This window comes from Streptomyces sp. NPDC002520 (genome assembly GCF_053595235.1).
The window spans coordinates 21,945-47,297 of the sequence record NZ_JBSFXG010000008.1 but is presented as its reverse complement, the minus strand read 5'-3'; the positions used below and the strand labels follow the sequence as shown (position 1 = coordinate 47,297).

Genomic DNA, 25,353 nt, shown 5'->3' with positions numbered 1-25,353 from the left:
CGCGAACGTCACGTGCCGTGAACATCCAGGAGTGTTGAGCGACATGGCGTACTCATCCCAGCCCTTGCGACGCGGGGCCCTGTTCGCGGGAACGGTCGCCGTTCTGGGCCTCCTGACCGCGTGCGGCACCGACCACGGCGGGGCCGCGCCTGCGACGACGGCGTCCGGCACGGCCGCCCCGGCGACCGAGGCCACGAAGAGCTCCACGCCCGAGGCGTCGTCCGGCACCAACACACCGAACGGCACGTCGTCGTCCCCCGCCGGGCAGTCCTCGGCCTCTTCCGGGGCCAGCACCTCCTCCGGGGCCGGCACCGGCACCGAGGCCGGCGGCGCCGGCGGCCGGTGCCACACCTCCGAGCTGCGCGCCTCCGTGGGCGGCAACAACCCGGGCGCCGGGCAGGAGAACTTCCCCATCGTCCTCACCAACAAGTCGGCACGGACCTGCACCCTGCGCGGCTATCCGGGCGCGGCCTTCGTGAACGCCTCCGGCACCCAGCTCGGCCCGGACCCCAAGCGCTCCTCGGGCTCGCCGGTCTCGGTCACGCTCAAGCCCGGCCAGAGCGCCTGGGCGGGGCTGACCTTCTCGAACCCCGAGATCAGCGAGGCCAAGACGGCCACCCCGGCGGCCCTGCTGGTCACCCCGCCGGACGAGCGGGACTCGCTGAAGGTGACGTGGACGGCGGGGCCGGTCCCCGTCTCCGGCAACTCCTCCTCCGTCTTCCTGACCGTCGTCAGCCCCGGCACCGGCGCCTGACCAACCCCTGCCGACGAACCCCGCCGCCTTCCCCCGGGCGGCGGGGTTCGTCATGTCCGGGCCACAAGTGTCACAGGCGTGCAACACCGCCCGGACGCCGCGATCTTTTCGCCCGACCCCCTCATCGAACCCGTCGACCACACAGGAAGTCGGCCCCGCACGGGGCCGGGACGACGGAATCGGGGCAGAACATGAGCGGGATCTCACGCAGGCGGGTGCTGACGGCGGGTGCGGCGGCGGGCGCCCTGGGGGCGCTGTCCGCCTGCTCCACCGGCGGCGGGCTGGTCGTCGGGGGGAAGGACCCGGTGGACGGTCGGTCCACGGCGCAGGCCCGGCCGGTGAAGACGATCGGGGACGGTTCCACCGCCGACACCGGCGCCCAGCCGCATCAGCCGACGCCCGAGGCGCTGAAGCCGGGCCAGAAGCCCCCGCAGTTCGTGGTGTTCTCCTGGGACGGCGCCGGCGAGCTGAGCAACAAGCTGTTCTCCCGGTTCCGCCAGGTCGCGGCCGACCACGGCGCGAAGATGACCTTCTTCCTGAGCGGCATCTACACACTGCCCGAGTCCAAGAAGACCCTGTACCGTCCGCCGCAGCACGCGGTGGGGGCGTCCGACATCGGCTACCTCGCCGACCGGCACATCCACGCCACGATCCAGGAGGTGCGCGAGGCCTGGCTGGAGGGCCACGAGATCGGCACCCACTTCAACGGGCACTTCTGCGGCGCGAACGGCGTGCGCAACTGGTCCCCGGCCGAGTGGCGCAGCGAGATCGAGCAGGCCGTCGACTTCGTCACGCACTGGAGGACCAACACCGGCTTCACCGACCTCGAGCCCTTTCCGTTCGACTACCGCAAGGAGCTGATCGGCGGCCGCACTCCCTGTCTGGAGGGCCAGACCAACCTGCTGCCCACCGCGGCCGCGCTCGGCTGGAAGTACGACGCCAGCTCCCCCGGCGGGCTCCAGGTGTGGCCCGGCAAGGTGCAGGGAGAGCGGATCTGGGACTTCCCCCTGCAGTCGATACCGTTCTCCGGCCATTCCTTCCAGGTGCTGTCGATGGACTACAACATGATGTTCAATCAGTCCGGCGGCAACCCGCTCGGTGACCGCACCCAGTTCGACGCGTGGCGGGCCCAGGCCCGGGACACCTATGTGGCCGGGTTCCGGCGCGCTTACGAGAGCAACCGCGCCCCCTTCTTCATCGGCAACCACTTCGAGCGCTGGAACGGTGGCATCTACATGGACGCCGTCGAGGAGGCGATCGGCCGGATGGCGGAGTACGACGACGTGCGGTTCGTGTCCTTCAAGCAGCTCGTGGCCTGGCTGGAGGCACAGGACCCGGCGGTGCTGCGCAGGCTGCGCACGCTGGTGCCGGGTCAGGCCCCGGTCGGCGGGTGGGAGGAGTTCCTGGGCGCGGCGGGCAGCAGGACGTCGTAGCCGCGAGCGAGCGGACGGTCAGCGGTGGCGGCCCCAGGAGCCGCCACCGGGGCCTCCGCCGCCGGGTCCGCCGCCGTCCCGGGCGCAGTAGTCCGGGTAGGTGGAGCAGAAGTCGGTGGTGGGGGAACCCGAGGGGGCCGAGCCGGCGCCCGTCGCCGTCGGGGTGGGTGACGGGCTCTTCGGGGTCTTGGGGGCGGCCTTCGTGGACGGGGTCCGGGAGGGGGCGGGGGTACCGCCGGTGTCCCAGTTGACGATCTCCATCTGGAGGTCGGGCCGGGCGGTGTCGACGGTCCAGCGTTCGGCGTCCGTGCCCGTACGGTTCTTGAGGACCAGCGCGCCGGAGCCGTCGGTGGCGGCCGGGGTGAGGGCGAGGTCCTGGTTCGAGCGGGGGACGAGGGCGCCCTGGAGGGTGAAGTCGTAGCGGATGTTCCGGGCGGCCTTCCCGGTGGCCGAGCAGGGGGCGAGCCGGACCGAGTAGCCGAGGTGGGAGTCCAGGCAGAGGCCGGGGGCGGAGGTGTTGCGGAGCAGTCCGTCGGTCTCGTACGTCCACTGCTGGCCGGGTGTCGCGGAGCAGGGGGCGAGCTCGGTCTCCGCGCCCTTGACGGCCTTCTTCCCGACGACGCCGACGCAGAGGCCGGAGGCGAGGCTGTGCAGTCGGCCGTGCAGGGCTCCCTGGACCGTTCCGCTCGCGCCGGCCCAGGAGGGACCCGGTGTCGAGGACTGCCTGCCGGTCGCCAGCGAGGGCGTGGCACCGGGGGTGGGGGCGGAGGCGTCGTCCGAGCCGAGCACCGACCACAGGACCAGGGGGAGGACGACCAGGCCGCTGACGGTGACGGCGGCCAGGGCGACGTTGCGGCGGCGCGTCCGGCGGGCGGCGCGGTGGGCGGCGCGCGGGGACCGATGGGAGCCGTGGCCGGCCGGCGAAGCGGCGTCCGGGGTGAGGGTCCCCGGGTCGGCCCCGGGCAGCGGGGCCGTGGCGGCAAGCCGTTCCGGGTGCGGGCCCGGCCTCGGCCCGGAACCCGTCGCCGTGCGCCGTGTCGGGCGGATGGCCGGTCCTGGCGTGGATCGTGTGGCCGTGGGGCGGCCGGGAGGCGTGGCCGGGGCGTTCGGCGCCGTGCCGGCGAGGAAGGCCTCGCCTCCTGGCGGCGGCAACGGGTCCGACGCCGTCCGCGCACCGGGCGCGGCCTCGTCGGTCGGGTCGGCCGGCCGGGTGGTCTCGTCGGTGCGGGCCGCGCGGGATTCCGTGTAGGCGCGGGCGCCCCAGCCGAGGACGGCCTCGGCGAGGGCGAGGCCGAGTCCCGTGTTGAACCGGGCGAGTTGGTCGGCGGTCTGCCGGCAGTGGCGGCAGCCGGCGAGGTGCTCCTGGAGGTCCGGGTCGATGTCGACGCCGCCGCGCCGGAAGGTGACGTCGAGCATGCGCAGATAGCGCCGGCACTCGGTCTCGGGGGCGAGTTCGCGGTGGGCCTGGAGGCACTCCTCGCGCAGCCGTTCGCGGGCGCGGCCCAGTTCGATCCGGGTCTCCTCCTCGTCGAGGCCCAGCAGGGCGGCGGGCACGGCGAGGGGGTCGCTCTCGACCTCGGCGTGCCAGAGCGCCGCGCGGGCGGACTGGGGCAGGCGCTGGAAGGCGCGGGAGAGCAGCCGGCGGTCGGCGGGTGGGAGCAGCCGGGCGGAGACGCGCTCGCCGCTGCCGGGGGCCGGGCGCAGGGCGGGGTGCAGGAGTTCTTGTCGGCCGTCGCCGTCCCACTCCGCGGCGATACGGCGCACGGTGACCAGCAGATGGGGCCGCCAGGCGGCGGACGGTCCGGACTGCCGGATGGTCTCGCCGAAGAGCCGGGTGAAGGCGGCCGTGGTGAGCATGCCCGCGGCGCGCGGTCCTTCGGTGCAGAGCCGGGCGTAGGTGAAGCCCGCTTCCCAGTGCCGGTCGAGGAGTTCGCCGACGGGATGGAGTGCGGGAGTCGCGCCCGTCCACTTCTTCAGTTCGGCGCTCAGTTGCTCGTCCGAGGCGTCGACATTCACGGCTGCATTCCTCCAGGCACACCAAGGAATCAGTCCATACCAGCGGGTATGGAACGGGGTACAGCGTCTCGAACGTCCGCCTGGGGCAGCTCTTTTGAAGCGTGGGGGCGTGCGGGAGCGGCCTGGCGCGTACCACGGAGATGTAATTGTCCGCGCGCCGACAGCGGACACCCTGACACATGCAGGTACGACGCAACAAGGGATCTCCCGCTTCACAGCATTGTGCGCGATGGATCGCCTCGTGGGCCTTCGTCGGGGAAAGCCATTTCGGCGCGTCATGGCCGTTCGAGGAACGGTCCCGATTCCGAGGCGCGAAGGCGGCGCGAAGGTGCCGGTCCGTGCGGTACGGCACGTGTACCGCACGGACCTGACGCCGCGTCGGCGGCTCCGGTCTCACACGGCGTCAGTGGCCGCTGACCGCACGCGGGGTGTAGGGCTGCTCCAGCTCCTCGATCTCCTTCTGGCTCAGTTCCAGCTCGACCGCGGCCACCGCGTCCTCGAGGTGCCGCGGTTTGCTCGCGCCGACGATGGGCGCGGCCACCGTGTCCTGGTGCAGCAGCCAGGCCAGGGCCACCTGGGCGCGGGTGACGCCCCGGGCCTCGGCGATCCGGGTGACGGCCTCGACGATCGACCGGTCGCTGTCCAGGTACAGCCGGCCGCCGAAGGCATCGCCCGCGCTGCGGTCGGTGACGGTGCCCCAGTCGCGGGTGAGCCGGCCGCGCGCCAGCGGGCTCCAGGGCAGCACGCCGACGCCCTGGTCCGCGCACAGCGGCAGCATCTCCCGCTCCTCCTCGCGGTAGAGCAGGTTGTAGTGGTTCTGCATGGACACGAACCTGGTCCAGCCGTTCAGGTCCGCCGCGTACTGGGCCTTGGAGAACTCCCAGGCGTACATCGAACTCGCCCCGATGTAACGCACCTTGCCCGCCTTGACCAGGTCGTGCAGGGCCTCCATCGTCTCCTCGACGGGCGTGGAGTGGTCGTAGCGGTGGATCTGGTACAGGTCCACGTAATCGGTGCCGAGGCGGCGCAGACTGTGGTCGATCTCGGACATGACGGCCTTGCGGGAGAGGCCGCCGCCGTTGGGGCCCGGCCGCATCCGGCCGTGCACCTTGGTGGCGAGCACGATCTCGTCGCGGTTCGCGAAGTCGCGCAGGGCCTTGCCGACGATCTCCTCGCTGGTGCCGTCGGAGTAGACGTTGGCGGTGTCGAAGAAGTTGATGCCCGCGTCCAGCGCCTGACGGATCAGCGGCCGGGACGCCTCCTCGTCGAGGGTCCACTCGTGGACGCCGCGGTCGGGCGCGCCGTACGTCATGCAGCCCAGACAGATCCGCGAGACGTCCAGGCCCGTCGAACCGAGCTTCACGTACTGCATCGTTGCTGCTCCTGCCTTCGGGACGGTTGTCATCGGCGAGCCTAAGGGGTGCCCTTCGCGGGACTTGACGATCGCGGCGCGCGAACGGTTGGATGCCGAGCGTGTCGTGCCGTCGGGCAGGGCACGCAGAGGTGCGCCCAGCCGGGGCCGGACCGTCACTTCCATGTCCCGGCCCGGCCCCGGTCGCCAGGACGGCCGCGCGCCGGTCCGAGGCGGGGCCGTACCCGCGATCGATGGAGCGGACGTGCCGCACCGGAGTCTTTCCCGCGCCCCAGGTCCCCGGACGACCGTCGGAGCAGGCCTGCTCGCCCTCGCCCTCGCGACGGCCGCGCTGACCGGCTGCGAGTCCGGCGACAGCGGCCGGTCCACGTCCGCGAAGCCGGCCACGGTACGGCTGCCCCCGCGGTACGCCGGGTTCGACTACCAGATCGGCGGTGCCTATCCCCCGCCCGCCGGGGTCCGGATCGTCAGCCGGGACCGCTCCGACTCCCCCGCTCCCGGCCTGTACAACATCTGCTACGTCAACGCCTTCCAGGTCCAGCCGCAGGAGCTCTCCTCCTGGCCCGCCGACCTGCTGCTGCGCGACGCCCACGGCACGGTCGTCGTCGACGAGGACTGGAACGAGGCCCTGCTCGACCTCCGCACCCCGGCGGGGCGCGACCGGGTGGCCCGGCGCGTGAACGCGTGGATCGACAGTTGCGCGGACAAGGGTTTCGACGCCGTCGAGCCCGACAACTACGACAGCTACACCCGCTCCCGCCATCTGCTCACGGCCTCCGACGCGACCGCCTTCATGCGGCTGCTCTCCGGGCACGCGCACGCCCGGCACCTGGCCGTCGGCCAGAAGAACACCGCCGAACTGGCCGGCCGGCGGGCGCGCGACGGGCTGGACTTCGCGGTGACGGAGGAGTGCGGGCAGTACGACGAGTGCGAGGTGTACGCCCGGGCTTTCGACGACCGGGTGGTGGACGTCGAGTACACCGAGAGCGGCCTGCGCAAGGCGCTGGCCCGCTGGGGCGGCCGGCTCAGCATCGTCCGCCGGGACAGGAACGTCTCCACCCCGGACAGCGCGGACTACGTCCGCGAGGACCGCTGACCGGCCCCCGCCGCCGCTACGGCCGCTCCAGCAGATCGAGTGCGCGCTCCCAGCCGAAGTCCGGCCGCCCGCCGTCGTCCCCGGGCTGCCCCGAGTACGGCTCGCCGAAGCGCACGCCCATGCCGCCCAGCCGGATCAGGCTGTCCCGGTAGGCGGGGTGGGCGGCCAGCGCGTCGGCGACGCAGGGCAGTACCGCGATCGGCACGCCCAGCCCGGGAGCCTCGCACAGCGTGCCCAGGGCGAGGGTGTCGGCCGATCCGGCCGCCCACTTGTTGACGGTGTTGAAGGTGGCGGGCGCCACCACGACGGCGTCCGGCGGCGGGAACGGGCGCGGATCGCTCGGGGTGCGCCAGGCCGACCGGATGGCGCGGCCGGTCTGCGCCTCGACGGCCGCGGTGTCGAAGAAGCCGCCCATGGCCACCGGCGTGGCGATGACACCGACCTCCCAGTTCCGCTTCTGCGCGGCCGTGATCAGGGTGCCTACCCCGGCGGCGATGCCGGCCGCGCAGACGACGACGTAGAGGAAGGGCTTCCCGGCGCGTTCGGTCATCCGGGCACCCTACCGACGCCCCGGGCGGCCGGGCGGCGCCGGGCTCAGCCCTCCTTCAGACTGATCGCGCCCACCGGGCAGGCGCGGGCCGCCTCACGGACCATCGGGTCGCCCGCGCCGTCCTCGCGGCCCGGGATCACCATGCTGAAGCCGTCGTCGTCCTGCGTGAAGACACCGGGTGCGGCCAGCGCGCACTGCCCAGCGCCGATGCAGCGGTCCTTGTCGATATCGATGTGCATGGTCAGAGCTTCTTACCAGGTAACGGGGAGTTCCAGCATCCCCTGGATCGTGTCGCCGGGCTTGAACGGGATCTCCTGGGCCGGGGCGGCCAGCCGGAGCCCGGGCAGCCGGGCGAAGAGGGTGCCGAGGGCGATCTCCAGTTCCGCGCGGGCCAGGTTCTGGCCCAGGCACTGGTGGACGCCGAAGCCGAAGGCCACGTGGTGGCGGTTCGGGCGGTGCCAGTCCAGGGAGTCGGGCTCCTCGTAGACGGACGCGTCGCGGTTGATCACCGAGGTCGCGAAGAGCACGCCCTCGCCGGCCCGGATCGTGGTGCCGTCGATCTCGATGTCCTCCAGGGCCACGCGCAGCAGCCCGTCGGCGATGGAGAGCATGCGCATCAGCTCCTCGACGGCGTCGGGCAGCAGCGCGGGGTCGGCGCGCAGCTCGGCCAGCCGGTCGGGGTGCTGGAGCAGGGTGTAGGTGCCCAGGGAGATCATGTTGGCGGTCGTCTCGTGGCCGGCCACCAGCAGGATGACGGCCAGGGAGACGAGTTCGGCGCGTTCCAGGGCGCCCTCGTGCAGCTGGTGGTGGATCAGGTCGTCGATGATGCCGTCGCCGGGCTCGGGCTGTCCGGCCTTGCGGTCGATGAGGTCGCCGAGGTAGGCCTCCAGCCGGTCGCGCGCGGCCTGGGTGTCCGCGGCGGTGGGGCCGCGCAGCAGCCTGCGGGACTGGGCCTCGAAGAACTCGTGATCGGCGTACGGAACCCCGAGCAGGCCGCAGATCACCATGGACGGCACGGGCAGCGCGAAGGCGGAGACCAGCTCGGCGGGCGGGCCCTGCGCGATCATCGCGTCCAGCAGCCTGTCGACGATTCCCTGGATCCGGGGCCGCAGCCGGGTCGCGCTTTTCACGGTGAACGACGGGATCATCATCCGGCGCTGCGTCTGGTGCTCGGGGTCGTCGACGCCGAGCAGGGCGACCCGGCGGTCGCGTACGGCCGCGAAGCGGGCGGTGGGTGTCGGGAAGCCGGGGCGGCGGCGGTCGGTGGACAGGCGAGGGTCGGCGAGCAGGGCGCGGGCGGTGGAGTGCCGGGTGACCATCCAGACCTTCCGGCCGTCGAAGAGGGTGACGTGGGCGAGGGCCGGGCCGTCGCGCAGGGGTTCGTAGCCGGTGGGCGGGTGGTAGGGGCAGGTGCGGTCCTGGGGGAAGGCGACCGGGTCGCCCGGGGTCGCCGGGCCGGTGATGTCCGTCAGATCCGTCATGGAAAGACCTCTCAGACGAAGAAGTTCGTCGTGCCGATCTTCATTAGATGCCTCGGGCACCTAATCGGCGACGGAAAGTTCGGCCAGATCGGTGATCCGGAGAATCTGTCCGAAGCACAGGGCGATGGGGGGTTGTCACGCGCCGGGTTCCCGCTCGCCCGGTGAGCGGGAAGGCGCCCCTGACCAGCGGGGCACCGCGCCGCCGGGCACATTCGGAGCGGCTGGTTCCAGTCGCTCGGGAGGCGTGTCCCGGCCTTTTCATTATCGCTCGGCTCGTACGGTCCCAGCGATCCAAGCGGCTCCGGTGGTCCATCCGGTCCCGGTGATGTCACCTGGCGGGACCACCCGTCCGGTCCTGGTGACCCGCCTGACCCCGGCGGTGGGTCCGGTGCCGGTGGTCTCAGGGCACGCGGGTGATGCCCGGGACGTCGGGGGCGAGGGCGTGGGCCACGGCGGGGCTGTCCTCGTAGACGTGGTGCGCGTGATCACCCGCTCGGCCCAAGCGGCCCGGGTTGCGGATGAAACCGGCGGCCGGGTGTGTTGAAGCTGGCCGCAGGAATCAGCCGTAGGACCGACGAAGGGTACGGATCCGATGCCTCTTGAGGGCGAGTACGAGCCCAGCCCGGCCGAGTGGGTGCGCGATCAGGTCGAGCTGTACGAGAGTTCGGGCGGGACGAAGGGCACGACGCTGCTCGACACCGGACTGCCGGTGATCCTGCTGACCACGCGGGGCGCCCGGAGCGGGAAGATCCGCAAGACCCCGCTGATGCGGGTGGAGCACGAGGGCAGGTACGCGGTGGTCGCCTCGCAGGGCGGGGCGCCCAAGCATCCCGTCTGGTACTTCAACATCACCTCCGATCCGCACGTCGAGCTGCAGGACGGCCCGGTCAAGCGGGACATGCGGGCCCGCGAGGCCACCGGAGCGGAGAAGGCCGAGTGGTGGGAGCGGGCCGTGGCCGCTTACCCGCCGTACGCCGAGTACCAGGAGAAGACCACCCGGGAGATCCCGCTGTTCGTCCTGGATCCGCTCGACGAGAGCTGATTCCGGCTGGGCAGCGGTTCGGTCGAGAAAATATCTGCGTCCTGGACGCATGAACCGTTTCCCGGGCGGGCAGCCGTGCGTCAGGCCCCGCCGCGCTCCCCCGTCGCGGCGGGGCCGCTTTCCTGCCCGCGCCCCTGCACGCCTCGCACGTACCGGGCCTGTGCACCGTCGGACGGTCAGGCGTACCTCACCCGTGCGGGCGGGGGCCTTTCCCGCGCGGCATCAGCCGTCCGCCTCCGCGTGGATCCCCTCCAGTTGGGCCTGCGCGGCAGTCAGCAGCAGGTCCAGGGCGGCCGGGTAGGAGCTGCGGCGCATGGTGGCCATGAGGTGGCGGGCGCAGGACGCGATGTGGGGGTGGGTGCCGGCGGGCAGCCGGGCGTACGTGTCCCGCCAGACCTCGGCCTCGGCCTCGCGGGCGGTCCGGGGCAGGGCGGTGCCGGCGGAGTCGAGGGCGGCGAAGGCGAGGGCCTGGTCGACGAAGGCGTGGTAGATCCGCACCGCCTCCCGGTCCGGGAATCCTGCCCCGCGGAGCACGCCGAGGATGCTCTCGACGGCCTGGATCTCGTGCGTCCGGCCGGTGACGCGGTGCGCGCTGAGCACGGCGGCCCGGGGATGCGCGAGCGCACTCGTGTGCATGCGCAGACCGAGGTCGCGCAGGTCGGCCCGCCAGTCGCCGGTGGGCCGCCAGACGCGCAGGCTGTGGCCGATCAGCTCGTCGGCGATGGCGAGCATCAGGTCGTCGGTGTGCCGGAAGTACCGGTACAGGGAGCTGGGGTCGGCGCCGAGGGCGCGGCCGAGCCGGCGCACGGACAGGGCGTCGGCGCCGTGCTCCTCGATCAGCCGGAGCGCGGTCTCGACGATCAGCTCCTCGGAGAGGACGACGCCCTGTTTGGTGGGGCGCCGGCGCCGCCGTTCGGCGGGCGGCACGACGCGCTCGCTCATCGGAACCCTCCCTGAACTGTGCCCCCGGATGTGCCCGGGGTGTGCCGGGCACCTTATGACAACACCGTTGACCTGTGAAGCGCGCGGGCGGTTTCATCTGCGGTCACCGGGGCCGACCAGGCCCCGCGCTGCGAGCGGAGAGCCGGTCATGAGCGAGAGACCCTTCGGTGTGGATCCACCGGCGCGGCCCGAGCTGCGCAAGTCACTGAGCGTGCTGGACTGTGTCGCCGTCGCCGCGTCCAGTACGGCCGCGACCACGAGCATCGGCATCGGGCTCGGGGTGACGGCCGGCGTGGTCGGCCTCCATCTGCCGGCCATCATGCTGCTGGCGTTCCTGCCGATCCTCGGGATCGCCGGGGCCTTCTCGCGGCTGAACCGGGTGGAGCCGAACGCGGGCAACGGCTATGTGTGGGTGGGCCGTTCACTCAGTCCCTGGCTCGGTTTCATGGTCGGCTGGGTCAACTTCGTGGCGAGCGTCGCGTTCCTCGCGTACACCACGGCGGTGACCGGGTCGGCGATGCTGCAACTGGCCGGGGACGCGGGCCTGCACCGGATCGGCTCGCTCGGCCTGGATCCCGACTCGACCGCGCAGACGACGGCGGTCGGTGTCCTCGTGCTGGCCGCGGTCACCTTGACGGCCGTGACCGGCGTGCGGACCGCGGCCCGGCTGCAGACCTGGCTGCTGGTGTTCGAGTACGTCGTCCTGCTGAGCTTTTGCGTATACGGCATCGCGGTCGGCCCGCACCCCTTCCGGCTCTCCTGGTTCGACCCGTTCACGATCCCCTCGGCGAGCGCGCTGGCGCAGGGACTGCTGCTGTCGGTGTTCTGCTACTGGGGCTTCGAGGCCGCGTTCACCGTCAACGAGGAGGTGCGCGCCCCGCGGGACGCCTCCCGGGCCGGGACGATCACCCTGGTGACCATGCTCGGGCTGTTCCTGCTCGGCTCGATCGCCTTCCAACGAGTGCTGTCGGAGGACGAGTTGGCCGGGCACGGGGCCCAGGGGCTGGCGTACTTCGGGGACCGGCTGGCCGCGCAGCCGCTGGCGGCGCTGCCCCTGGTGGCGCTGATGTTCTCGGCGGTGGCCTCGCTCCAGGCCGGGGTCATCCCGGCGGCTCGGGGGATGTTCGCGATGAGCCGGGACCGTACCCTCGGGCCGGTGTGGTCCAAGGTCAGTTCCCGGTACGGGACTCCGGCCGCCGGGACCCTGCTGATCGGGGCGCTGGCCACGGCCGTGGCGGTGCTCGCCCTGGTGATCCCGCGCCTCGCGGACATGATCATGGCGACGGTGAACGCGGTAGGCATCGTGGTCGCGCTGTCGTACGCGCTCACCGCGCTCGCGGCCGCCGCCCGCTTCCGGAACCTGCTGCGCGAGGACTGGCGGCAGGGGATCCGGGCGGTGGTCCTGCCCGGGCTGAGCGCCCTGTCCCTGCTGGGCCTCGGCGGCTATCTCGCGTGGTCCTTCTACACCTCCGCCGACCACCTCGAAGTGAGCGCGGACAACGGCCGGTTCCTGCTGCTCATGCCGCTGGTGATGATCGTGTCCGGGTTCGTCGTGGCCGCGTGGGCGAAGTGGGTGCGCCGTTCCCCGTACTTCCGCACCGGCGAGGGCACCGACGCCGACTCCCCGCGGCTCCTGTCCACCGTCGACTGACCCTCCGACCGTCCTTCCGACTGTCCTTCCAGGAAAGGCATCATGCACGCTGATCTGCTCTTCACCGGCGGCCCCGTCCTCACTCCCGAGGGGCTGACGGCCACCGCCGTGGCGGTCACCGGGGACCGCGTCACCGCCGTCGGACACGACGAAGTGCGCGCGCTGGCCGGGCCGCGCACGGACGTGGTCGACCTCACCGGGCGGCTGCTGCTGCCGGGCTTCCAGGACGCGCACGTGCATCCGGTGCCGGCCGGCCTGGAGATGACCCAGTGCGATCTGACCGGGGCGACAACCGCCGCGGACAGCGTGGCCGCCGTCCGCGCGTACGCCGAGGCCCATCCCGGGCGGGAGTGGATCCTCGGCGGCGGCTGGTCGATGGAGGCGTTCGAGGGCGGCACGCCGACCAGGGAACTGCTGGACGCGGTCGTGCCGGACCGGCCGGTGTACCTGCCGAACCGGGACCACCACGGCGCCTGGGTGAACAGCCGCGCCCTGGAATTGGCCGGCATCGACCGGAACACCCCCGACCCGGCCGACGGGCGGATAGAGCGGGACGCCTCGGGCGAGCCGAGCGGCACGCTGCAGGAGGGGGCGATGCAGCTGGTGGGCCGGCTCACGCCGGCCGCCACCGCGGCCGACCGGCTGGCCGCGCTGCTGCACGCCCAGCGGCATCTGCACGCGCTCGGCATCACCGCCTGGCAGGACGCGCTGGTCGGTGACTTCCTCGGCATGGACGACCCGGCACAGGCGTACCTCACCGCGGCCCGGGACGGGTCACTGACCGCGCGCGTGGTCGGCGCGCTGTGGTGGGACCGGGAGCGCGGGGCCGAGCAGATCCCCGAACTGGTCGAGAAGCGGGCCGCGTTCGGCCACGGCCGGTTCCGCGCGGGCACCGTGAAGCTGATGCTGGACGGGGTCGCCGAGAACCACACGGCCGCGCTGCTCGACCCCTACCTGGACCGGTGCGGCTGCGCCACCGCCAACCGCGGCAAGAGCTTCATCGACCCGGCCCGACTCCCCGAGTACGTGACCGAGTTGGACGCGCTCGGCTTCCAGTGCCATTTCCACGCGCTCGGCGACCGGGCCGTACGCGACGCGCTGGATTCCATCGAGGCGGCCCGCACCGCCAACGGGCCCAACGACACCCGGCCGCACCTGGCACATCTCCAGGTGGTGCACCCCGACGACGTGCCGCGCTTCGCCCGGCTCGGCGCCACCGCCAACATCCAGCCGCTGTGGGCCGCGCACGAGCCGCAGATGGACGAGCTGACGATCCCCTTCCTCGGGACGGAACGGGCCGGGTGGCAGTACCCGTTCGCGGCACTGCTGCGCTCGGGGGCGCGGCTCGCCGCGGGCAGCGACTGGCCGGTGAGCAGCCCCGACCCGCTCCAGGGCGTCCATGTCGCGGTCAACCGCGTCGAACCGGGCGGCACCGAGCCGGTGTTCCTGCCGGGCGAGCGGCTGAGCCTTGCGGAGGCGCTGACGGCGTACACGGCGGGGTCGGCGTACGTGAACCACCTGGACGACACGGGGCGGGTGGCCGCCGGGGCGCTCGCCGATCTGGTGGTGCTGGACCGCGACCCGTTCGCCGGGCCGGCGGAGGCGATCGCGCAGACGCGGGTGGCCCTCACCTATGTGGGGGGTGAGCGGGTGTACGCGGCGGACGGCGATTGAGCCGGGGGGCCGGGCCGGTCGTCGCCGACGCGCGGTTCCCGGCCCCGCGCCTGTCCTCGGCGACGCGCCCGCGGGTCACATGCAGCCGATCACACGCAGGCGATCACATGCAGGCGATCTGCTGCCTGGCCTGCGGCCAGGCCTCCACGCCGTCGGACGTGCGGACGTAGGCCGTCGCCCGGTCGGCGCTCAGCCACAGGTGCCGACTCCGGTAGTGGTACCCGGTGTCGTGGGCGTCCGCCGGCATGGGGACGTCCCTGCGGTACGGCGCCTTCAGGAGGTCGTCGAGCACACCCTCGGGGTCACGGACGTACGTGCGGCCGTCCAGGTCGAGGAAGTATGCCGAATCCCAGTCGCAGTGTTCGGGTCCGGGAGAGCTGCTGAGCCGGCGCACCGGTACCCGTTCGCCGTCGCCGTCCGTCCAGACCTCGTAGCCCTGCTCTGCCGCGAACCGGGCGGGGAGTTCGGCGGGGTCGCAGGCGGCGCTGGTCTCCGGGCCCCAACCGGGGCGGTCCTTCTGGTCCTTGGCCACCACGACGGCCACCTTGGTGCGGCCGCGGACGTCGAAGGAGTACAGCACCCGGTCCTTCTCCCGGCGCTCCGCCCGGTAGCCGTGGTCGGGCTGGGCGGGCTGGAACATGTCGAAGTACACCTTCAGCCCCTCCTCCGGCGTGTCGCCGCCGTCCCTCTTGCTCCACCCGTCGGGTCCCGCGCCGTCGAAGATCTCCCCGTCGCACTCCAGCGCCCGGCCCGCCGCTCCGGAGGTCCGCAGCAGGGCACGGGGGCTGCGGCCGTCCACGGCCGTGGTGGGCACGTACAGGGGGCCGCTGTAGGGGCTGGCCGGCGGCATGCCCTCGACCACCACCCGCACGCCGGTGCCGTCGTCGCACCCCACCACCGTCACGGCCGCCAGTACGGCCACACCCACGGCCACCAGCCTTCTGCGCATTCCCGCCCCTGTTCCCCGGCGTCCCCGGCATCCTCGGTGACTCTCGGTGTTTCCGGTGACTCTCGGTGTCTTCCTTGATCCGTCCGGCCCTACGACGCCGGGGCGGGCCGAAACGTTCGGGGCGGGGCGGGCGGGGCACGGCATGCTGGTGACCATGAGCGATGTGGACACGATGCGTGCGATCAGTCAGGACGTCCTCGGCGGCCCCGAGGTCCTGAAGGAAGTGCGGGTGGAGCGGCCCGTGCCGCGCCCGAACGAGGTGCTGGTCCGGGTGCGCGCGGCCGGCGTCAACCCGACCGACTGGAAGCACCGGACAACCGGCGGTTTCCTTGGCGAGCCGCCGTTCGTCCTGGGCTGGGACGTGTCCGGCGAGGTCGTGGCGACGGGGGTCGGCGCGGCCGCCTTCCGGCCCGGTGACGAGGTCTTCGGCATGCTGCCGTACCCATTCGGCCATGGCTCGCACGCCGAGTACGTGATCGCGCCGGTGCGCGCCCTGACCCGCAAGCCGGCCTCGATCGACCACGTCCGGGCGGGCGCGCTGCCGCTGGTCTCGCTGACCGCGTGGCAGGCGCTGACCGAGCACGCGGACGTCCGGCCCGGCAGCCGGGTCCTGATCCACGCCGCGGCCGGCGGGGTCGGGCACGTGGCCGTGCAGATCGCCAAGGTGCTCGGCGCGTACGTGATCGGCACGGCGAGCGCGGGCAAGCACGACTTCCTGCGGGAGATCGGCGTGGACGAGGCCGTCGACTACCGGACCACCGACGTCACGGAGGCGGTGCGGGAGGTCGACGTCGTCCTGGACACCGTCGGCGGCGAGACGTCCGTACGGTCGCTGCGCGTGCTGCGGCCCGGCGGGATCGTGGTGTCGATCCTGCCGGTCGGTTCGCGGGAGTTCCACGACGAGGCGGAGCGTCTCGGCGTGCGGGCGGTGCGCATGCTGGTGGACGCCGACCGGTCCGGGATGGAGGCGATCGCGGAGCTGGCGGAGTCGGGCAGGCTGCGCGCGACGATCGCGGGGACCTTCCCGCTCGCCGAGGCCGCGAAGGCACACGAGCTGGGAGACACCGGGCGGACGACGGGCAAGTTGGTGCTGGTGATGGACTGAAACTCGCAGACATATGTCAATCGAACATGCTCAAATTCCTTCCATCGAGGGTAAGTTGACTTTCCAGGAAGCGGTTTCCGGGCGTGTGCGGGAGGGGCTGCCGTGGTGCGACAGGAACCCACACCGATCCCCCGGCATCTACGCGTGCACGAGGACCGCGGGCACACCGTGGTCGAGTTGCGGGGCGAGATCGACATCGCCGCGGCGGCCGAGATCGCACCCTTCCTCGACGCGGTGTCTGCCCGGCCGGGCGTCCGCCTGGTGCTGGACCTCGGCTCCGTCGAGTTCTTCGACTGCTCAGGGCTGCGGCTGGTCTACCGCACCCGCAGCCGGGTGCTGGAGCGCGGCGGGCGACTGGAGCTCGTGTGCACCCACCCGCTGACCCTCCGCGTCTTCCGGGTCACCGGGCTGTCCCGGCTGCTGCCACCCCACCCGACACTGGACGCGGCCCTGGAGCGGTCCGAGGCCGCGTCCGGCTCGCTGTGACGACGACCCGTCAACTACTGGTCCGTACCAAAGTATTGACGCCCTCTTATCTCACTTCTTAAATCAAGAGGCATCACACCCCCACGCGATCGGAGTGTCATGGCCTCCCCACGCCTGCTCCGCACTTGCCTCTTCGCCGCCCTGTCCGCCGCACTGGTCGGCTCGGTCGCCGCCGGCCCGGTCCGGGCGCAGACCACCGCACCGCTGGCCACGGCCGCGGCCGTGACAACGTTCTCCGACAACTTCGACGGACCCTCGGGCGCCGGGGTCGACTCCTCGAAGTGGACCTTGGAGACCGGCGACAACGTCAACAACCACGAGCGGCAGTACTACACCTCCGGCACCAAGAACGCGGCGCTGGACGGCCAGGGCCACCTGGTGATCACGGCCCGCAAGGAGAACCCGGCGGGCTACCAGTGCTGGTACGGCAGCTGCCAGTACACCTCGGCCCGGATGAACACCGCCGGGAAGTTCAACGCCCAGTACGGCCACGTCGAGGCCCGGATGAAGATCCCGCGCGGGCAGGGCATGTGGCCCGCGTTCTGGATGCTCGGAACGCCGGTGAACTGGCCGGACTCGGGCGAGATCGACGTGATGGAGAACGTCGGCTTCGAGCCCTCCACCGTGCACGGCACCATCCACGGCCCCGGCTACTCCGGCTCCGGCGGCATAGGGGCGCCCTACTCCCTGCCCGGCGGGCAGGCGTTCGCGGACGCCTTCCACACCTTCGCCGTCGACTGGGCACCCGACTCGATCACCTGGTCGGTGGACGGAAACGTCTACCAGCGGCGCACGCCCGCCGACCTGGGCGGGAAGACGTGGGTCTTCAACAAGCCGTTCTTCCTCATCCTGAACCTGGCGGTGGGCGGCTACTGGCCCGGCGACCCGGACGGCTCGACCCAGTTCCCGCAAACGCTGGTGGTGGACTCGGTGTCGGTGACGACGAGCGACAACGCGGCCGGAGCCGCCATCCGGGGCCTGGCGGGCAAGTGCGTGGACGTGGCGGGCGCGAACCCCGCCAACGGCACCCCGGTCCAGCTCTACGACTGCAACGGCACCGCCGCACAGCAGTGGACGGTCGGCTCGGACGGCACCATCCGGGCGCTCGGCAAGTGCATGGACATCACGGACCGGGGCACTGCGAACGGCTCCACCGTCCAGCTGTGGGACTGCAGCGGCGGCACCAACCAGAAGTGGACCGTCACGGCGGCGCACGACATCGTCAATCCACAGGCGGACAAGTGCCTCGACGTGACCGGGAACAACTCGGCCAACGGAACCCGGCTGCAGATCTGGAGCTGCACCGGTGGCGCCAACCAGAAGTGGACCGTCGGCTGAGCCGTCCCCGGCTCAGTGCAGCTTCCAGCGGAACTTGTCGCCTCCCACCCAGCGGACCACCTCCGGGTCGTCCAGGTCGTGGATGGTGATCCCGTGGTGGGCGGCGGTCTCCAGCACGTCCGTGATGGAGGTGGCCTCCCTGACCACCCGACCGTCGATCTGCACGATCCGGAACGGCGGCTCACCCGGCTTGCCGGGACACAACCCGAGCACCAGGATCCGCGGGTGCGAGATGTGGGGAGCTGATTGTTCGGTCATGCAATAGAGCGTAGAACGCGACGCGGGCGGACGACTCCTCCTCGCGAGCCGTACAGGCGAGCCCGGCGGGACCCGCACGCAGGCCCGGCGGGCCGTGCACGCGGACCCGGCGGGCCGTCGCCGTGCGGCGGGTACGGCCCTGGGCAACCCTGGAGGTCCGTGGGGAGCTGGAGGTGGCCATGGATCCCGTCGCGGCCCTGGACCGGATCGCCTTTCTGCTGGAGCGCTCGCTCGCGCCCACCTATCGGGTACGGGCATTCCGTACCGCCGCCCGGGTGCTCTCGGAACTGTCCGAGGAGGAGGTCGCCCGGCGGGCGGCGGCCGGGACGCTGGAGTCGCTGAAAGGGGTCGGACCCAAGACCGCGCAGGTGGTGCGGGAGGCGCTGGCCGGGGAGGTCCCCGGCTATCTGCGCACGGTGGAGGAGGAGGCCGGGGCGCCGCTCCCGGTCGAGGGCGGCACCGAGCTGCGGGCGCTGCTGCGCGGCGACTGTCACACGCACTCGGACTGGTCGGACGGCGGCAGCCCGATCGAGGAGATGGGGTGGGCGGCGGCCCGGCTGGGCCACGCCTGGACGGCGCTGACCGACCACTCCCCCCGGCTGACCGTGGCCCGGGGGCTCAGCCCCGAGCGGCTGCGCGAGCAGCTGGCGGTGGTGGCGGAGCTGAACACGCGGTGGGCGCCGTTCCGGCTGCTCACGGGCATCGAGTGCGACATCCTGGAGGACGGCTCGCTGGACCAGGAGCCCGAGCTGCTGGAGCAGCTGGACGTCGTGGTGGTGTCCGTTCACTCCAAGCTGCGCATGGACGCCCGCTCGATGACCCGCCGGATGGTGGCGGCCGTGCGGAATCCGCACGCGGACGTCCTCGGCCACTGCACCGGCCGGCTGGTCACGGGCCGGGGGCGGCCGGAGTCGGAGTTCGAGGCGGGCGAGGTGTTCGCCGCCTGCGCCGAGTCGGGCACCGCCGTGGAGATCAACAGCCGTCCCGAGCGGCTGGACCCGCCGCGGCGGCTGCTGCGCGAGGCGGTCGGGGCCGGGGTGCTGTTCTCGATCGACACCGACGCGCACGCGCCCGGCCAGCTGGACTGGCAGATCTTCGGCTGCGCCCGCGCGGAGGAGTGCGGGGTCGCCGCCGAGCGGGTGGTGACCGCCTGGTCGGCGGACGAGCTGCTCGACTGGACGCGCGAGGGCCGTCTGCCGGCAGGGGCGCGTCGCACATGAGGGGCCCGTGGGCCCGCTCCCCGGCCGCCGTGACCCGTATCACGGCAGCCGATGGAACACCACCGTGAGGTTGCCCGTTGAACACGGCGTGGGTGCGGATGGGACTGTGTCCCCGGGCCTCACCATGTGACCACAGGGACGATCGTTCGGCTGAAGCCCTGTGGAGCCTTTCGCCGAGAGGCGACCGCCATGCGTGCCCACCACTTGGCCGCCCCGGCCGTGATTCCCCCGTCACGGCCGGGGCTTTTCCATGCGCCCCGGCCCGGCCTCGAACTCGTACCGCTCGACTCGAACTCGTACTCGTACCGCTTCGACTCCGCCTCGTACCGCTCAGCGCGGCGTCCGGTCCGCCAGCGCGGTCCGCCATACGGGGTGGCGTTCGTCGGCGGCCGTCTCGGCGCGGCGCCCGCCCCGGGCGAAGAAGTCGGCGAGGGGCAGGATCGCCGCGCCGACGGTGACGGCGTCGGGGCCGAGCCGGCCGAGGTCGATGGTGACCTTGTCGGCCGGGTGGCGCAGGGCGTACGTCGCCGCGTGGCGTCGTACGGCGGGCAGGAAGCGGGTGCCGAGCTGAAGGCCGGCCCAGCCGCCGATCAGGATGCGCTCGGGCTGGAAGAGGTTGATCAGGTCGGACAGGCCCGCGCCGAGGTACTCGGCGGTCTCCTCCAGCACGGCGAGCGCGACCGGGTCGGGCTCGGTGCCGTCGGGTGGGTAGGCGGCGGCGAGCATCGCGGTGAGCGCGGTCTCCTCGTCGGTGCCCTCGGGCGGGCGGCCGCCCCCCTCCTCCCAGCGCGCCAGCAGCGACTCCGCTCCCGCATAGGCCTCCAGGCAGCCCGGGGCACCGCAGCGGCAGCGCCGCCCCCGCACCCGTACGGTCAGATGGCCCCACTCGACGGCCCGGCCGTGCTCCACCTCCGGGGTGACCAGGCAGGCGCCGACCCCGGAGCCGAAGAGCACGACGACGGCGTTGCGGGCGCCGCGCCCGGCGCCGAACCACATCTCGGCCTGGCCCAGGGTCTTGGCGCCGTTGTCGATGAAGTACGGGACGTTGTCGGGGAGTTGGGAGGTGGAGCGGAGCAACTGCTCCAGCGGGACCGCGTCCCAGCCGATGGTCTGGCCGTGGACGACGGCACCTCGGTCGGCGGTGTGCTCGACGATGCCGGGGACACCGACGCCGACGCCGAGCAGCCGCTCGGGCGCCGCCTCCTCGACCGCGAGGATCTCGGCGATGCCGTCGCGGATGTGGCCGGCGATGACGTCGACGTCGTAACCCTGCGGAGCCAACGGGCGCTCGGTGCGGGCCAGTTCGGTGAGGGCCAGGTCGAACAGCTCGACGCGGACGCGGGTTTCACCGACGTCGACGCCGATCATCTGGCCGCTGCGCGGGGACACCCGCAGCAGGGTGCGGGGGCGGCCGCCGTCGGAGTCGACGCTGCCGGCCTCCTCGACCAGCCCGTCGGCGGCGAGGTCCGCGACCACGTTGCTGACCGAGCCGGAGCTGAGTCCCGTGGCCGGGCCCAGCTCGAAGCGGCTGAGCGGGCCGTCGAAGTACAGCCGTTGGAGTACGGCCGTCCGGTTGCCCCGCCTCAGGTCGCGTACCGTGCGCCCGTTCCGCCCCGCCATGTCGCTCCCTTCGCGCCCTGCCCGACCTGCAACATACCTCCCTGGACAGGCTGGAGACGACTTTATACCAACCCTTATTTCATGATCTGAACTAAGCAGGGGTCGCCCCCCTGGCCGCAAGCCGGCCCCGCGGCTTCCACGACCTGCCGCATGAGAGCCGGCCGGGGCCGGTGGCGGTGATGCCGACGACCGGGACACCGTGGAGGGCCACGGTCGACCGGGCCGCCCACGAACTCTGCCTCACACGCGACGGCGTCAGCCACCACCTGCGCCGCCTGCCGGCCCGCTGGTCGGCCACCAACCGCACCGAACTCGTCCCCCGCGCCCGCTCCTTGGGAATCCTCACCCCCGGGGTGTGGCCTCCGGAGACGAGGACACCGGAGGTTGAGCAGGGCCCGGGAACGCCGTACCCGCGCCCTCCGGGGCTCCGAAGCGGGCCACGGTGTGCCACACCATCTTCAGATCCTGGAGTTCGTGGCGACCGGTGCGGACCGCGTCCCCGATGACACGCGGGGTGAGCAGCCCGTCCTCGGCGATACGAGCGCCCAGGGCGGCGTACTCCGGGCCCCGGAAGCCAGCGTGGCGGCGCAGGCCGGTGACGGTGAGCCGGTAGCCGGGGTGCCAGTCGAGCGGGAAGGGCAGGCGCCGGGCCGCCGTCTCCACCGGGGTGCCCCGGTAGCTCGCGTCGAGGACGAGCGCCTCGACGTCCCGGGCGAGCAGCACTCCCCCGTGGACGTGGCTCTCGATGTAGTCGTCGAGGGCATCGCGCTCGTCGGCCTCGGCGAGCGCGATCAGGGGCATGGCCGCGGCCACGCCGTAGTCGTCGGGCTCGGCCGCGCTGTCCGGGTAGCAGAAGGTGGCCCGTGCCAGGACCGGGGCGGTCAGTCTGAGGTGGGAGGAACCGAAGCGGGGGGCCGCGCCGACCACCTGGCGGCGGAAGTCGAGGGCACCGTACACCGGACGCTCGGCCGGGGCCGCGTCGTCGTAGACGCCGCCGAAGATCCGGCTCTCCCAGCGCCAGCGGTCGCCGCCCGGGTGCGCGGTCAGGCCGCCGTTGCTGGTGCCGGTGACGAACTGGGAGTGGTAGGCGCCGTCCCGGGCCAGCGCCTCGAGGACGGGTACGCCCGCGCACAGCCGGTCCGGATGGAAGTTCAGGGTGATGCGGACGTCGGGGGCGAGCGGCGGGCCGGACACCCGGGCGGCCACATGGTCCCGTGCGCGCCGGGCACGCGGCGATGTCATCTCCCAGAAATCCATTGGCCCACTCTCTCCTGCCTAAATATGATGTCTCTGAACCTAGGAGTCCTAGGTTCAGGGAATGCACGAGCACCGCATCCGAAGGGACTCCCCCCATGAGATCGCTCACCGAGCAGGACATCCGCAACTCCTTTGTCAACTGCTCCAAGGGGGAGGCCAGGCGGCTGGCGGTTCCGCGTGATCTCGACGAACGCCCGTGGGACGACCTCGACTTCCTCGGCTGGCGGGATCCCGGGGCGCCGGACCGCAGCTACCTGGTCACCGAACGGGACGACCGGATCGTCGGCGTGACCCTGCGCTTCCCGGCCTCGCAGCGTGGCTTCCTGCACCGCAGCATGTGCTCGGTGTGCCTGACGACCCACCGGGGCGGCGGGGTGTCCCTGATGACGGCGCGGAAGGCGGGCGTCGCGGGCCGCGAGGGCAATTCGGTCGGCGTGTACATGTGCACGGACCTGGCGTGTTCCCTGTACGTCCGCGGGAAGAAGGTGCCGGAGTCCGGCAGCCGGTTCGAGGAGAGCCTGACCGTCGAGGAACAGATCGCCCGGACGGCACGCAACCTGACCGCCTTCCTCGACAAGCTGTACTTCTGACCCGCCGGGTCGTTCAGGTCCTCCATCTGCGGCGTTCGGCGCGCGGGAGGAACGGGAACAGGCCAAGGGATGCCAGAGGAACGGAAGTGGAACCTGCGACTGCGGCGCCTGCTGAGGCGTCGCAGGGAACCGGTGGTCGTCCAGACACTGCGTTCGGCCGCCGCGGCGACGGTCGCCTACGTCATCGCGCTGCGGCTCAGCCCGGAGCCGGCCCCGCTCACCGCACCCCTGACGGCGCTGCTCGTCGTCCAGGTCACCTTCTACGCCACGCTCACCAACGGCATCCGCCGGGTGAACTCGGTGGTCGCCGGGGTCCTCGTCGCCATCCTGTTCAGCCTGCTGGTGGGCCTGACCTGGTGGAGCCTGGCGCTGCTGATCGTGGCCTCGCTGACCGTGGGCCATCTGGTGCGCGTGGACGAGTACGTCGCCGAGGTGGCGATCAGCGCGATGCTGGTGCTCGGAGTCACCACCGTCGGGTTCACCGCGTGGGCGCGGATCGTGGAGACGCTGATCGGCGCGGTCGTCGGGATGGCCTGCAACCTGCTGCTTCCACCACCGGTGTGGGTGGACGAGGCGGCCCGTTCGATCGACGGGCTGGCCCGCCGGGTGCGCCAGTTGATGCTGCGGATGGGCGAGGAGGCCGCGAGCGGTATCCCGTGGCAGCAGGCGGCCGCACGGCTGCACGAGGCGCGCCGCCTGGACCACGACATCGCCCAGGTGGACGCGGCGCTGCGGCAGGCCGAGGACAGCCTGCGGCTCAACCCCCGCGTCAAGGAGGGCCTGCTGCACCGGGTGGTGCTGCGCACCGGCCTGGACACCCTGGAGATCTGCACGGTCGTCCTGCGGGTGCTGGCCCGTACCTTCACCGATCTCGCGAAGGCCCGCGGCCCCGAGGAGCTGTTCCCGAACCGGATCGGGCCCACCGTGGAGCAGCTGCTGTCCGAGATGGCCGACGCGGTGGTGAGCTTCGCGGTGCTCGTGACCACCGACCTGAGCCGCAGCGCCGAGTCGGCCGAGGCCCGGCTCGCGGCCGAGCTGCACGCGGCGGCGGCCACCCGGGACCGGCTCGCCGGGCAGCTCCACGCGGAGGTCCGCGCGGGCGGGGCGAACTGGCAGCTGATGGGCGCGGTGCTGACCGAGGTGACCCGGATCATCGACGAACTCGACACCGAGCACCGCACACGCCGTCTGTTCGAGGAACTGGACCAGGTGTCCCGGCAGCAGCGGGCGAGGCGGCCGTGGCTGCACCGGCTGCGTGAGCGCCTCGGCGTCCAGGAGGACCTGTGGCGGAACCGGGCGGGGTTCGGCGAACGTTCTCGGTGAGGGGGAGCCGGGCCGGACCGGCCCCGCCGGGTACGGGGCATGACGGGGCACGGGAGGGAGCGGGCCGATGGCCGACGCGGGTGTACGGATCGACGGGAACACACTGAGGCTGGGCGGCGGGGTGGCGGTGCGGTTCGTGCGCACGCTCCGGCTGCCCGAGTCGGGCACGCATCCGCTGCCGCCGGGGCTGGGCGAGTTCCCCGTCCGGCGGGTGGCGGACTACGCCGACTCGGTTCCGGGAGAGTGGCGGGCGCGCGGTGGCGTGATGCTGCCGGTGTACCTGCGCGAGGCGATGTGGCTGAGTTTCGGCGGTACGACGGAGCCGGCCGCCCTCCAGGTCGGCGTGGGCAAGGTGTGCGCCGTCTCCGGGAAGCCGTGGCGGGACCGTCTCGCGCGCGGCCCGCAGAACTACGTGGTGCTGCCCCGCCAGCCTTGGCTGGACGGCATCAACTCCGGCAAGGGCACGGTCCGCCAGTTCGTCGCCGTACCGCTCGGGCTCGGCGCGACCGTGGAGGGGCAGGTCACCGGCGAGGAGACGTGGGGCGGGGTCCAGTTGCAGGCGTTCCCGCTGCGCGAGGACGTCCTCGCCGAGTGGCGGCGGCAGGAACGGGAGCAGCGCGAACGGGCGCGGGCGGCGGGACCGGTCGCCGGGTACGGCGGCCCTCTGCCGCCCGGGGGATACGGCGGCCCGGTGCCCATGGCCGCCGCCGCGCCCGGCGCGGCTCCCTCGGCCCCGGCGTCCGCGGGTCCCCCTCGGCGCGCGGCGGCCATGGGTCTCGGCGTGGGCGGTTCGATGCGCCAGGAGGTGTACCGCGACGACCGGCCGCTCACCGACTGGTCCGAGACGCCCGCCGGCCGGGTCTTCGTCCACCTGGTCACGCCCCCGGAGTGGCGCCGCATCACGGGCGAGGCGCCCCCGCCGTCGCCGGTGGACCGGGCGGCGTACACGAGCGCGGGACTGCCCTGGTACGACTACTACGACGAGGACGCCGAGGATCTCGCCCCCACCGGCCCCCTGGAGTCCGTGAAACCGGTCGGCGACTGGCTCGGGGACGACCTGGACCCCTGGCAGCAGCCGTCCGCCGGGCAGGTGATGCCCCTGAAGGACGCCCAGGGCAAGCCGGTCGAGGACGGGGACTGGTGACGGACCGGTGACCCCGGGGCGCGTTGCACTGTCCGCAACGGCCATTGCTCGT

23 protein-coding genes are annotated in these 25,353 nt (G+C 72.6%); 13 read left to right on the top strand and 10 right to left on the bottom strand.

Translation table 11 applies throughout. The features are described 5' to 3' along the window. Positions 1-43 precede the first annotated feature (43 nt). Both ACWD5D_RS13995 and ACWD5D_RS13990 read left to right on the top strand, forming a co-directional pair. On the top strand, positions 44-754 hold the full coding sequence (locus ACWD5D_RS13995) for a DUF4232 domain-containing protein (protein WP_451372913.1): 711 nt from the start codon (positions 44-46) through the stop codon (positions 752-754). Positions 755-945: 191 nt separating this feature from the next. Beyond that, positions 946-2,187, top strand: a complete 1,242-nt coding sequence (locus ACWD5D_RS13990; RefSeq protein WP_451372912.1) for a hypothetical protein — start codon at positions 946-948, stop codon at positions 2,185-2,187. 18 nt (positions 2,188-2,205) lie between these two features. Here ACWD5D_RS13990 and ACWD5D_RS13985 read toward each other — a convergent pair whose 3' ends face one another. Both ACWD5D_RS13985 and ACWD5D_RS13980 read right to left on the bottom strand, forming a co-directional pair. After that, positions 2,206-4,203, bottom strand: a complete 1,998-nt coding sequence (locus ACWD5D_RS13985; protein ID WP_451372911.1) for a ricin-type beta-trefoil lectin domain protein — start codon at positions 4,201-4,203, stop codon at positions 2,206-2,208. A gap of 403 nt (positions 4,204-4,606) precedes the next feature. Then, positions 4,607-5,575: an aldo/keto reductase gene (locus ACWD5D_RS13980; protein WP_451372910.1), complete on the bottom strand. Its 969-nt coding sequence runs from the start codon at positions 5,573-5,575 to the stop codon at positions 4,607-4,609. A gap of 244 nt (positions 5,576-5,819) precedes the next feature. Between ACWD5D_RS13980 and ACWD5D_RS13975 the strand changes: the two genes are divergently transcribed. Further along, positions 5,820-6,671: an endo alpha-1,4 polygalactosaminidase gene (locus ACWD5D_RS13975; protein WP_451372909.1), complete on the top strand. Its 852-nt coding sequence runs from the start codon at positions 5,820-5,822 to the stop codon at positions 6,669-6,671. A 16-nt stretch (positions 6,672-6,687) separates the two neighbouring features. Here the strand turns inward: ACWD5D_RS13975 and ACWD5D_RS13970 are convergent, their stop codons facing one another. From ACWD5D_RS13970 to ACWD5D_RS13960, 3 genes are read right to left on the bottom strand one after another with little or no spacing between them, the layout of a single operon-like run. Continuing rightward, on the bottom strand, positions 6,688-7,221 hold the full coding sequence (locus tag ACWD5D_RS13970) for a flavoprotein (RefSeq protein ID WP_451372908.1): 534 nt from the start codon (positions 7,219-7,221) through the stop codon (positions 6,688-6,690). Between the two features lie 44 nt (positions 7,222-7,265). Beyond that, positions 7,266-7,460 (bottom strand): ferredoxin, encoded by a 195-nt coding sequence (locus ACWD5D_RS13965; protein ID WP_451372907.1) that lies wholly within the window; start codon positions 7,458-7,460, stop codon positions 7,266-7,268. A 12-nt stretch (positions 7,461-7,472) separates the two neighbouring features. Beyond that, a complete protein-coding gene (locus ACWD5D_RS13960) occupies positions 7,473-8,702 on the bottom strand; it encodes a cytochrome P450 (protein ID WP_451372906.1) in 1,230 nt (409 codons plus the stop codon). A gap of 592 nt (positions 8,703-9,294) precedes the next feature. Between ACWD5D_RS13960 and ACWD5D_RS13955 the strand changes: the two genes are divergently transcribed. Beyond that, on the top strand, positions 9,295-9,744 hold the full coding sequence (locus ACWD5D_RS13955; RefSeq protein ID WP_451372905.1) for a nitroreductase family deazaflavin-dependent oxidoreductase: 450 nt from the start codon (positions 9,295-9,297) through the stop codon (positions 9,742-9,744). 222 nt (positions 9,745-9,966) lie between these two features. Here ACWD5D_RS13955 and ACWD5D_RS13950 read toward each other — a convergent pair whose 3' ends face one another. Then, complete coding sequence (locus ACWD5D_RS13950; protein WP_451372904.1) at positions 9,967-10,686, bottom strand: TetR/AcrR family transcriptional regulator; 720 nt, start codon at positions 10,684-10,686, stop codon at positions 9,967-9,969. A gap of 148 nt (positions 10,687-10,834) precedes the next feature. On the opposite strand from ACWD5D_RS13950, the gene ACWD5D_RS13945 reads away from it, so the two are divergent. Both ACWD5D_RS13945 and ACWD5D_RS13940 read left to right on the top strand, forming a co-directional pair. Beyond that, positions 10,835-12,337: an APC family permease gene (locus tag ACWD5D_RS13945; RefSeq protein WP_451372903.1), complete on the top strand. Its 1,503-nt coding sequence runs from the start codon at positions 10,835-10,837 to the stop codon at positions 12,335-12,337. Between the two features lie 42 nt (positions 12,338-12,379). Next, complete coding sequence (locus ACWD5D_RS13940) at positions 12,380-14,011, top strand: amidohydrolase (RefSeq protein WP_451372902.1); 1,632 nt, start codon at positions 12,380-12,382, stop codon at positions 14,009-14,011. 103 nt (positions 14,012-14,114) lie between these two features. Here ACWD5D_RS13940 and ACWD5D_RS13935 read toward each other — a convergent pair whose 3' ends face one another. Beyond that, the gene (locus tag ACWD5D_RS13935; protein ID WP_451372901.1) at positions 14,115-14,960 is read right to left on the bottom strand and encodes a hypothetical protein; all 846 of its coding nucleotides are present in this window, start codon (positions 14,958-14,960) and stop codon (positions 14,115-14,117) included. A 154-nt stretch (positions 14,961-15,114) separates the two neighbouring features. On the opposite strand from ACWD5D_RS13935, the gene ACWD5D_RS13930 reads away from it, so the two are divergent. From ACWD5D_RS13930 to ACWD5D_RS13920, 3 genes are all read left to right on the top strand, one after another. Further along, positions 15,115-16,065 carry an NADP-dependent oxidoreductase gene (locus ACWD5D_RS13930; protein WP_451372900.1) on the top strand — a complete coding sequence of 317 codons (951 nt, stop codon included), beginning with the start codon at positions 15,115-15,117 and terminating at the stop codon, positions 16,063-16,065. Between the two features lie 144 nt (positions 16,066-16,209). Next, positions 16,210-16,551, top strand: a complete 342-nt coding sequence (locus ACWD5D_RS13925) for an anti-sigma factor antagonist (RefSeq protein WP_451372899.1) — start codon at positions 16,210-16,212, stop codon at positions 16,549-16,551. A gap of 99 nt (positions 16,552-16,650) precedes the next feature. Then, positions 16,651-17,889, top strand: a complete 1,239-nt coding sequence (locus ACWD5D_RS13920) for a ricin-type beta-trefoil lectin domain protein (RefSeq protein WP_451372898.1) — start codon at positions 16,651-16,653, stop codon at positions 17,887-17,889. 12 nt (positions 17,890-17,901) lie between these two features. Here the strand turns inward: ACWD5D_RS13920 and ACWD5D_RS13915 are convergent, their stop codons facing one another. Further along, on the bottom strand, positions 17,902-18,147 hold the full coding sequence (locus tag ACWD5D_RS13915) for a hypothetical protein (protein WP_451372897.1): 246 nt from the start codon (positions 18,145-18,147) through the stop codon (positions 17,902-17,904). Between the two features lie 179 nt (positions 18,148-18,326). Here ACWD5D_RS13915 and ACWD5D_RS13910 point away from each other — a divergent pair, with 179 nt between their 5' ends. Then, the gene (locus ACWD5D_RS13910; RefSeq protein WP_451372896.1) at positions 18,327-19,367 is read left to right on the top strand and encodes a PHP domain-containing protein; all 1,041 of its coding nucleotides are present in this window, start codon (positions 18,327-18,329) and stop codon (positions 19,365-19,367) included. 330 nt (positions 19,368-19,697) lie between these two features. Here ACWD5D_RS13910 and ACWD5D_RS13905 read toward each other — a convergent pair whose 3' ends face one another. Then, positions 19,698-20,987: an ROK family protein gene (locus ACWD5D_RS13905; RefSeq protein WP_451372895.1), complete on the bottom strand. Its 1,290-nt coding sequence runs from the start codon at positions 20,985-20,987 to the stop codon at positions 19,698-19,700. Between the two features lie 342 nt (positions 20,988-21,329). Beyond that, on the bottom strand, positions 21,330-22,229 hold the full coding sequence (locus ACWD5D_RS13900; protein WP_451372894.1) for a DUF3626 domain-containing protein: 900 nt from the start codon (positions 22,227-22,229) through the stop codon (positions 21,330-21,332). Positions 22,230-22,339: 110 nt separating this feature from the next. On the opposite strand from ACWD5D_RS13900, the gene ACWD5D_RS13895 reads away from it, so the two are divergent. From ACWD5D_RS13895 to ACWD5D_RS13885, 3 genes are all read left to right on the top strand, one after another. Continuing rightward, positions 22,340-22,834, top strand: coding sequence for an FBP domain-containing protein (locus ACWD5D_RS13895; protein ID WP_451372893.1), 495 nt, complete (start codon positions 22,340-22,342; stop codon positions 22,832-22,834). Positions 22,835-22,903: 69 nt separating this feature from the next. Continuing rightward, complete coding sequence (locus ACWD5D_RS13890) at positions 22,904-24,157, top strand: FUSC family protein (RefSeq protein ID WP_451372892.1); 1,254 nt, start codon at positions 22,904-22,906, stop codon at positions 24,155-24,157. Positions 24,158-24,224: 67 nt separating this feature from the next. Continuing rightward, on the top strand, positions 24,225-25,301 hold the full coding sequence (locus tag ACWD5D_RS13885; RefSeq protein WP_451372891.1) for a hypothetical protein: 1,077 nt from the start codon (positions 24,225-24,227) through the stop codon (positions 25,299-25,301). Positions 25,302-25,353 lie beyond the last annotated feature (52 nt).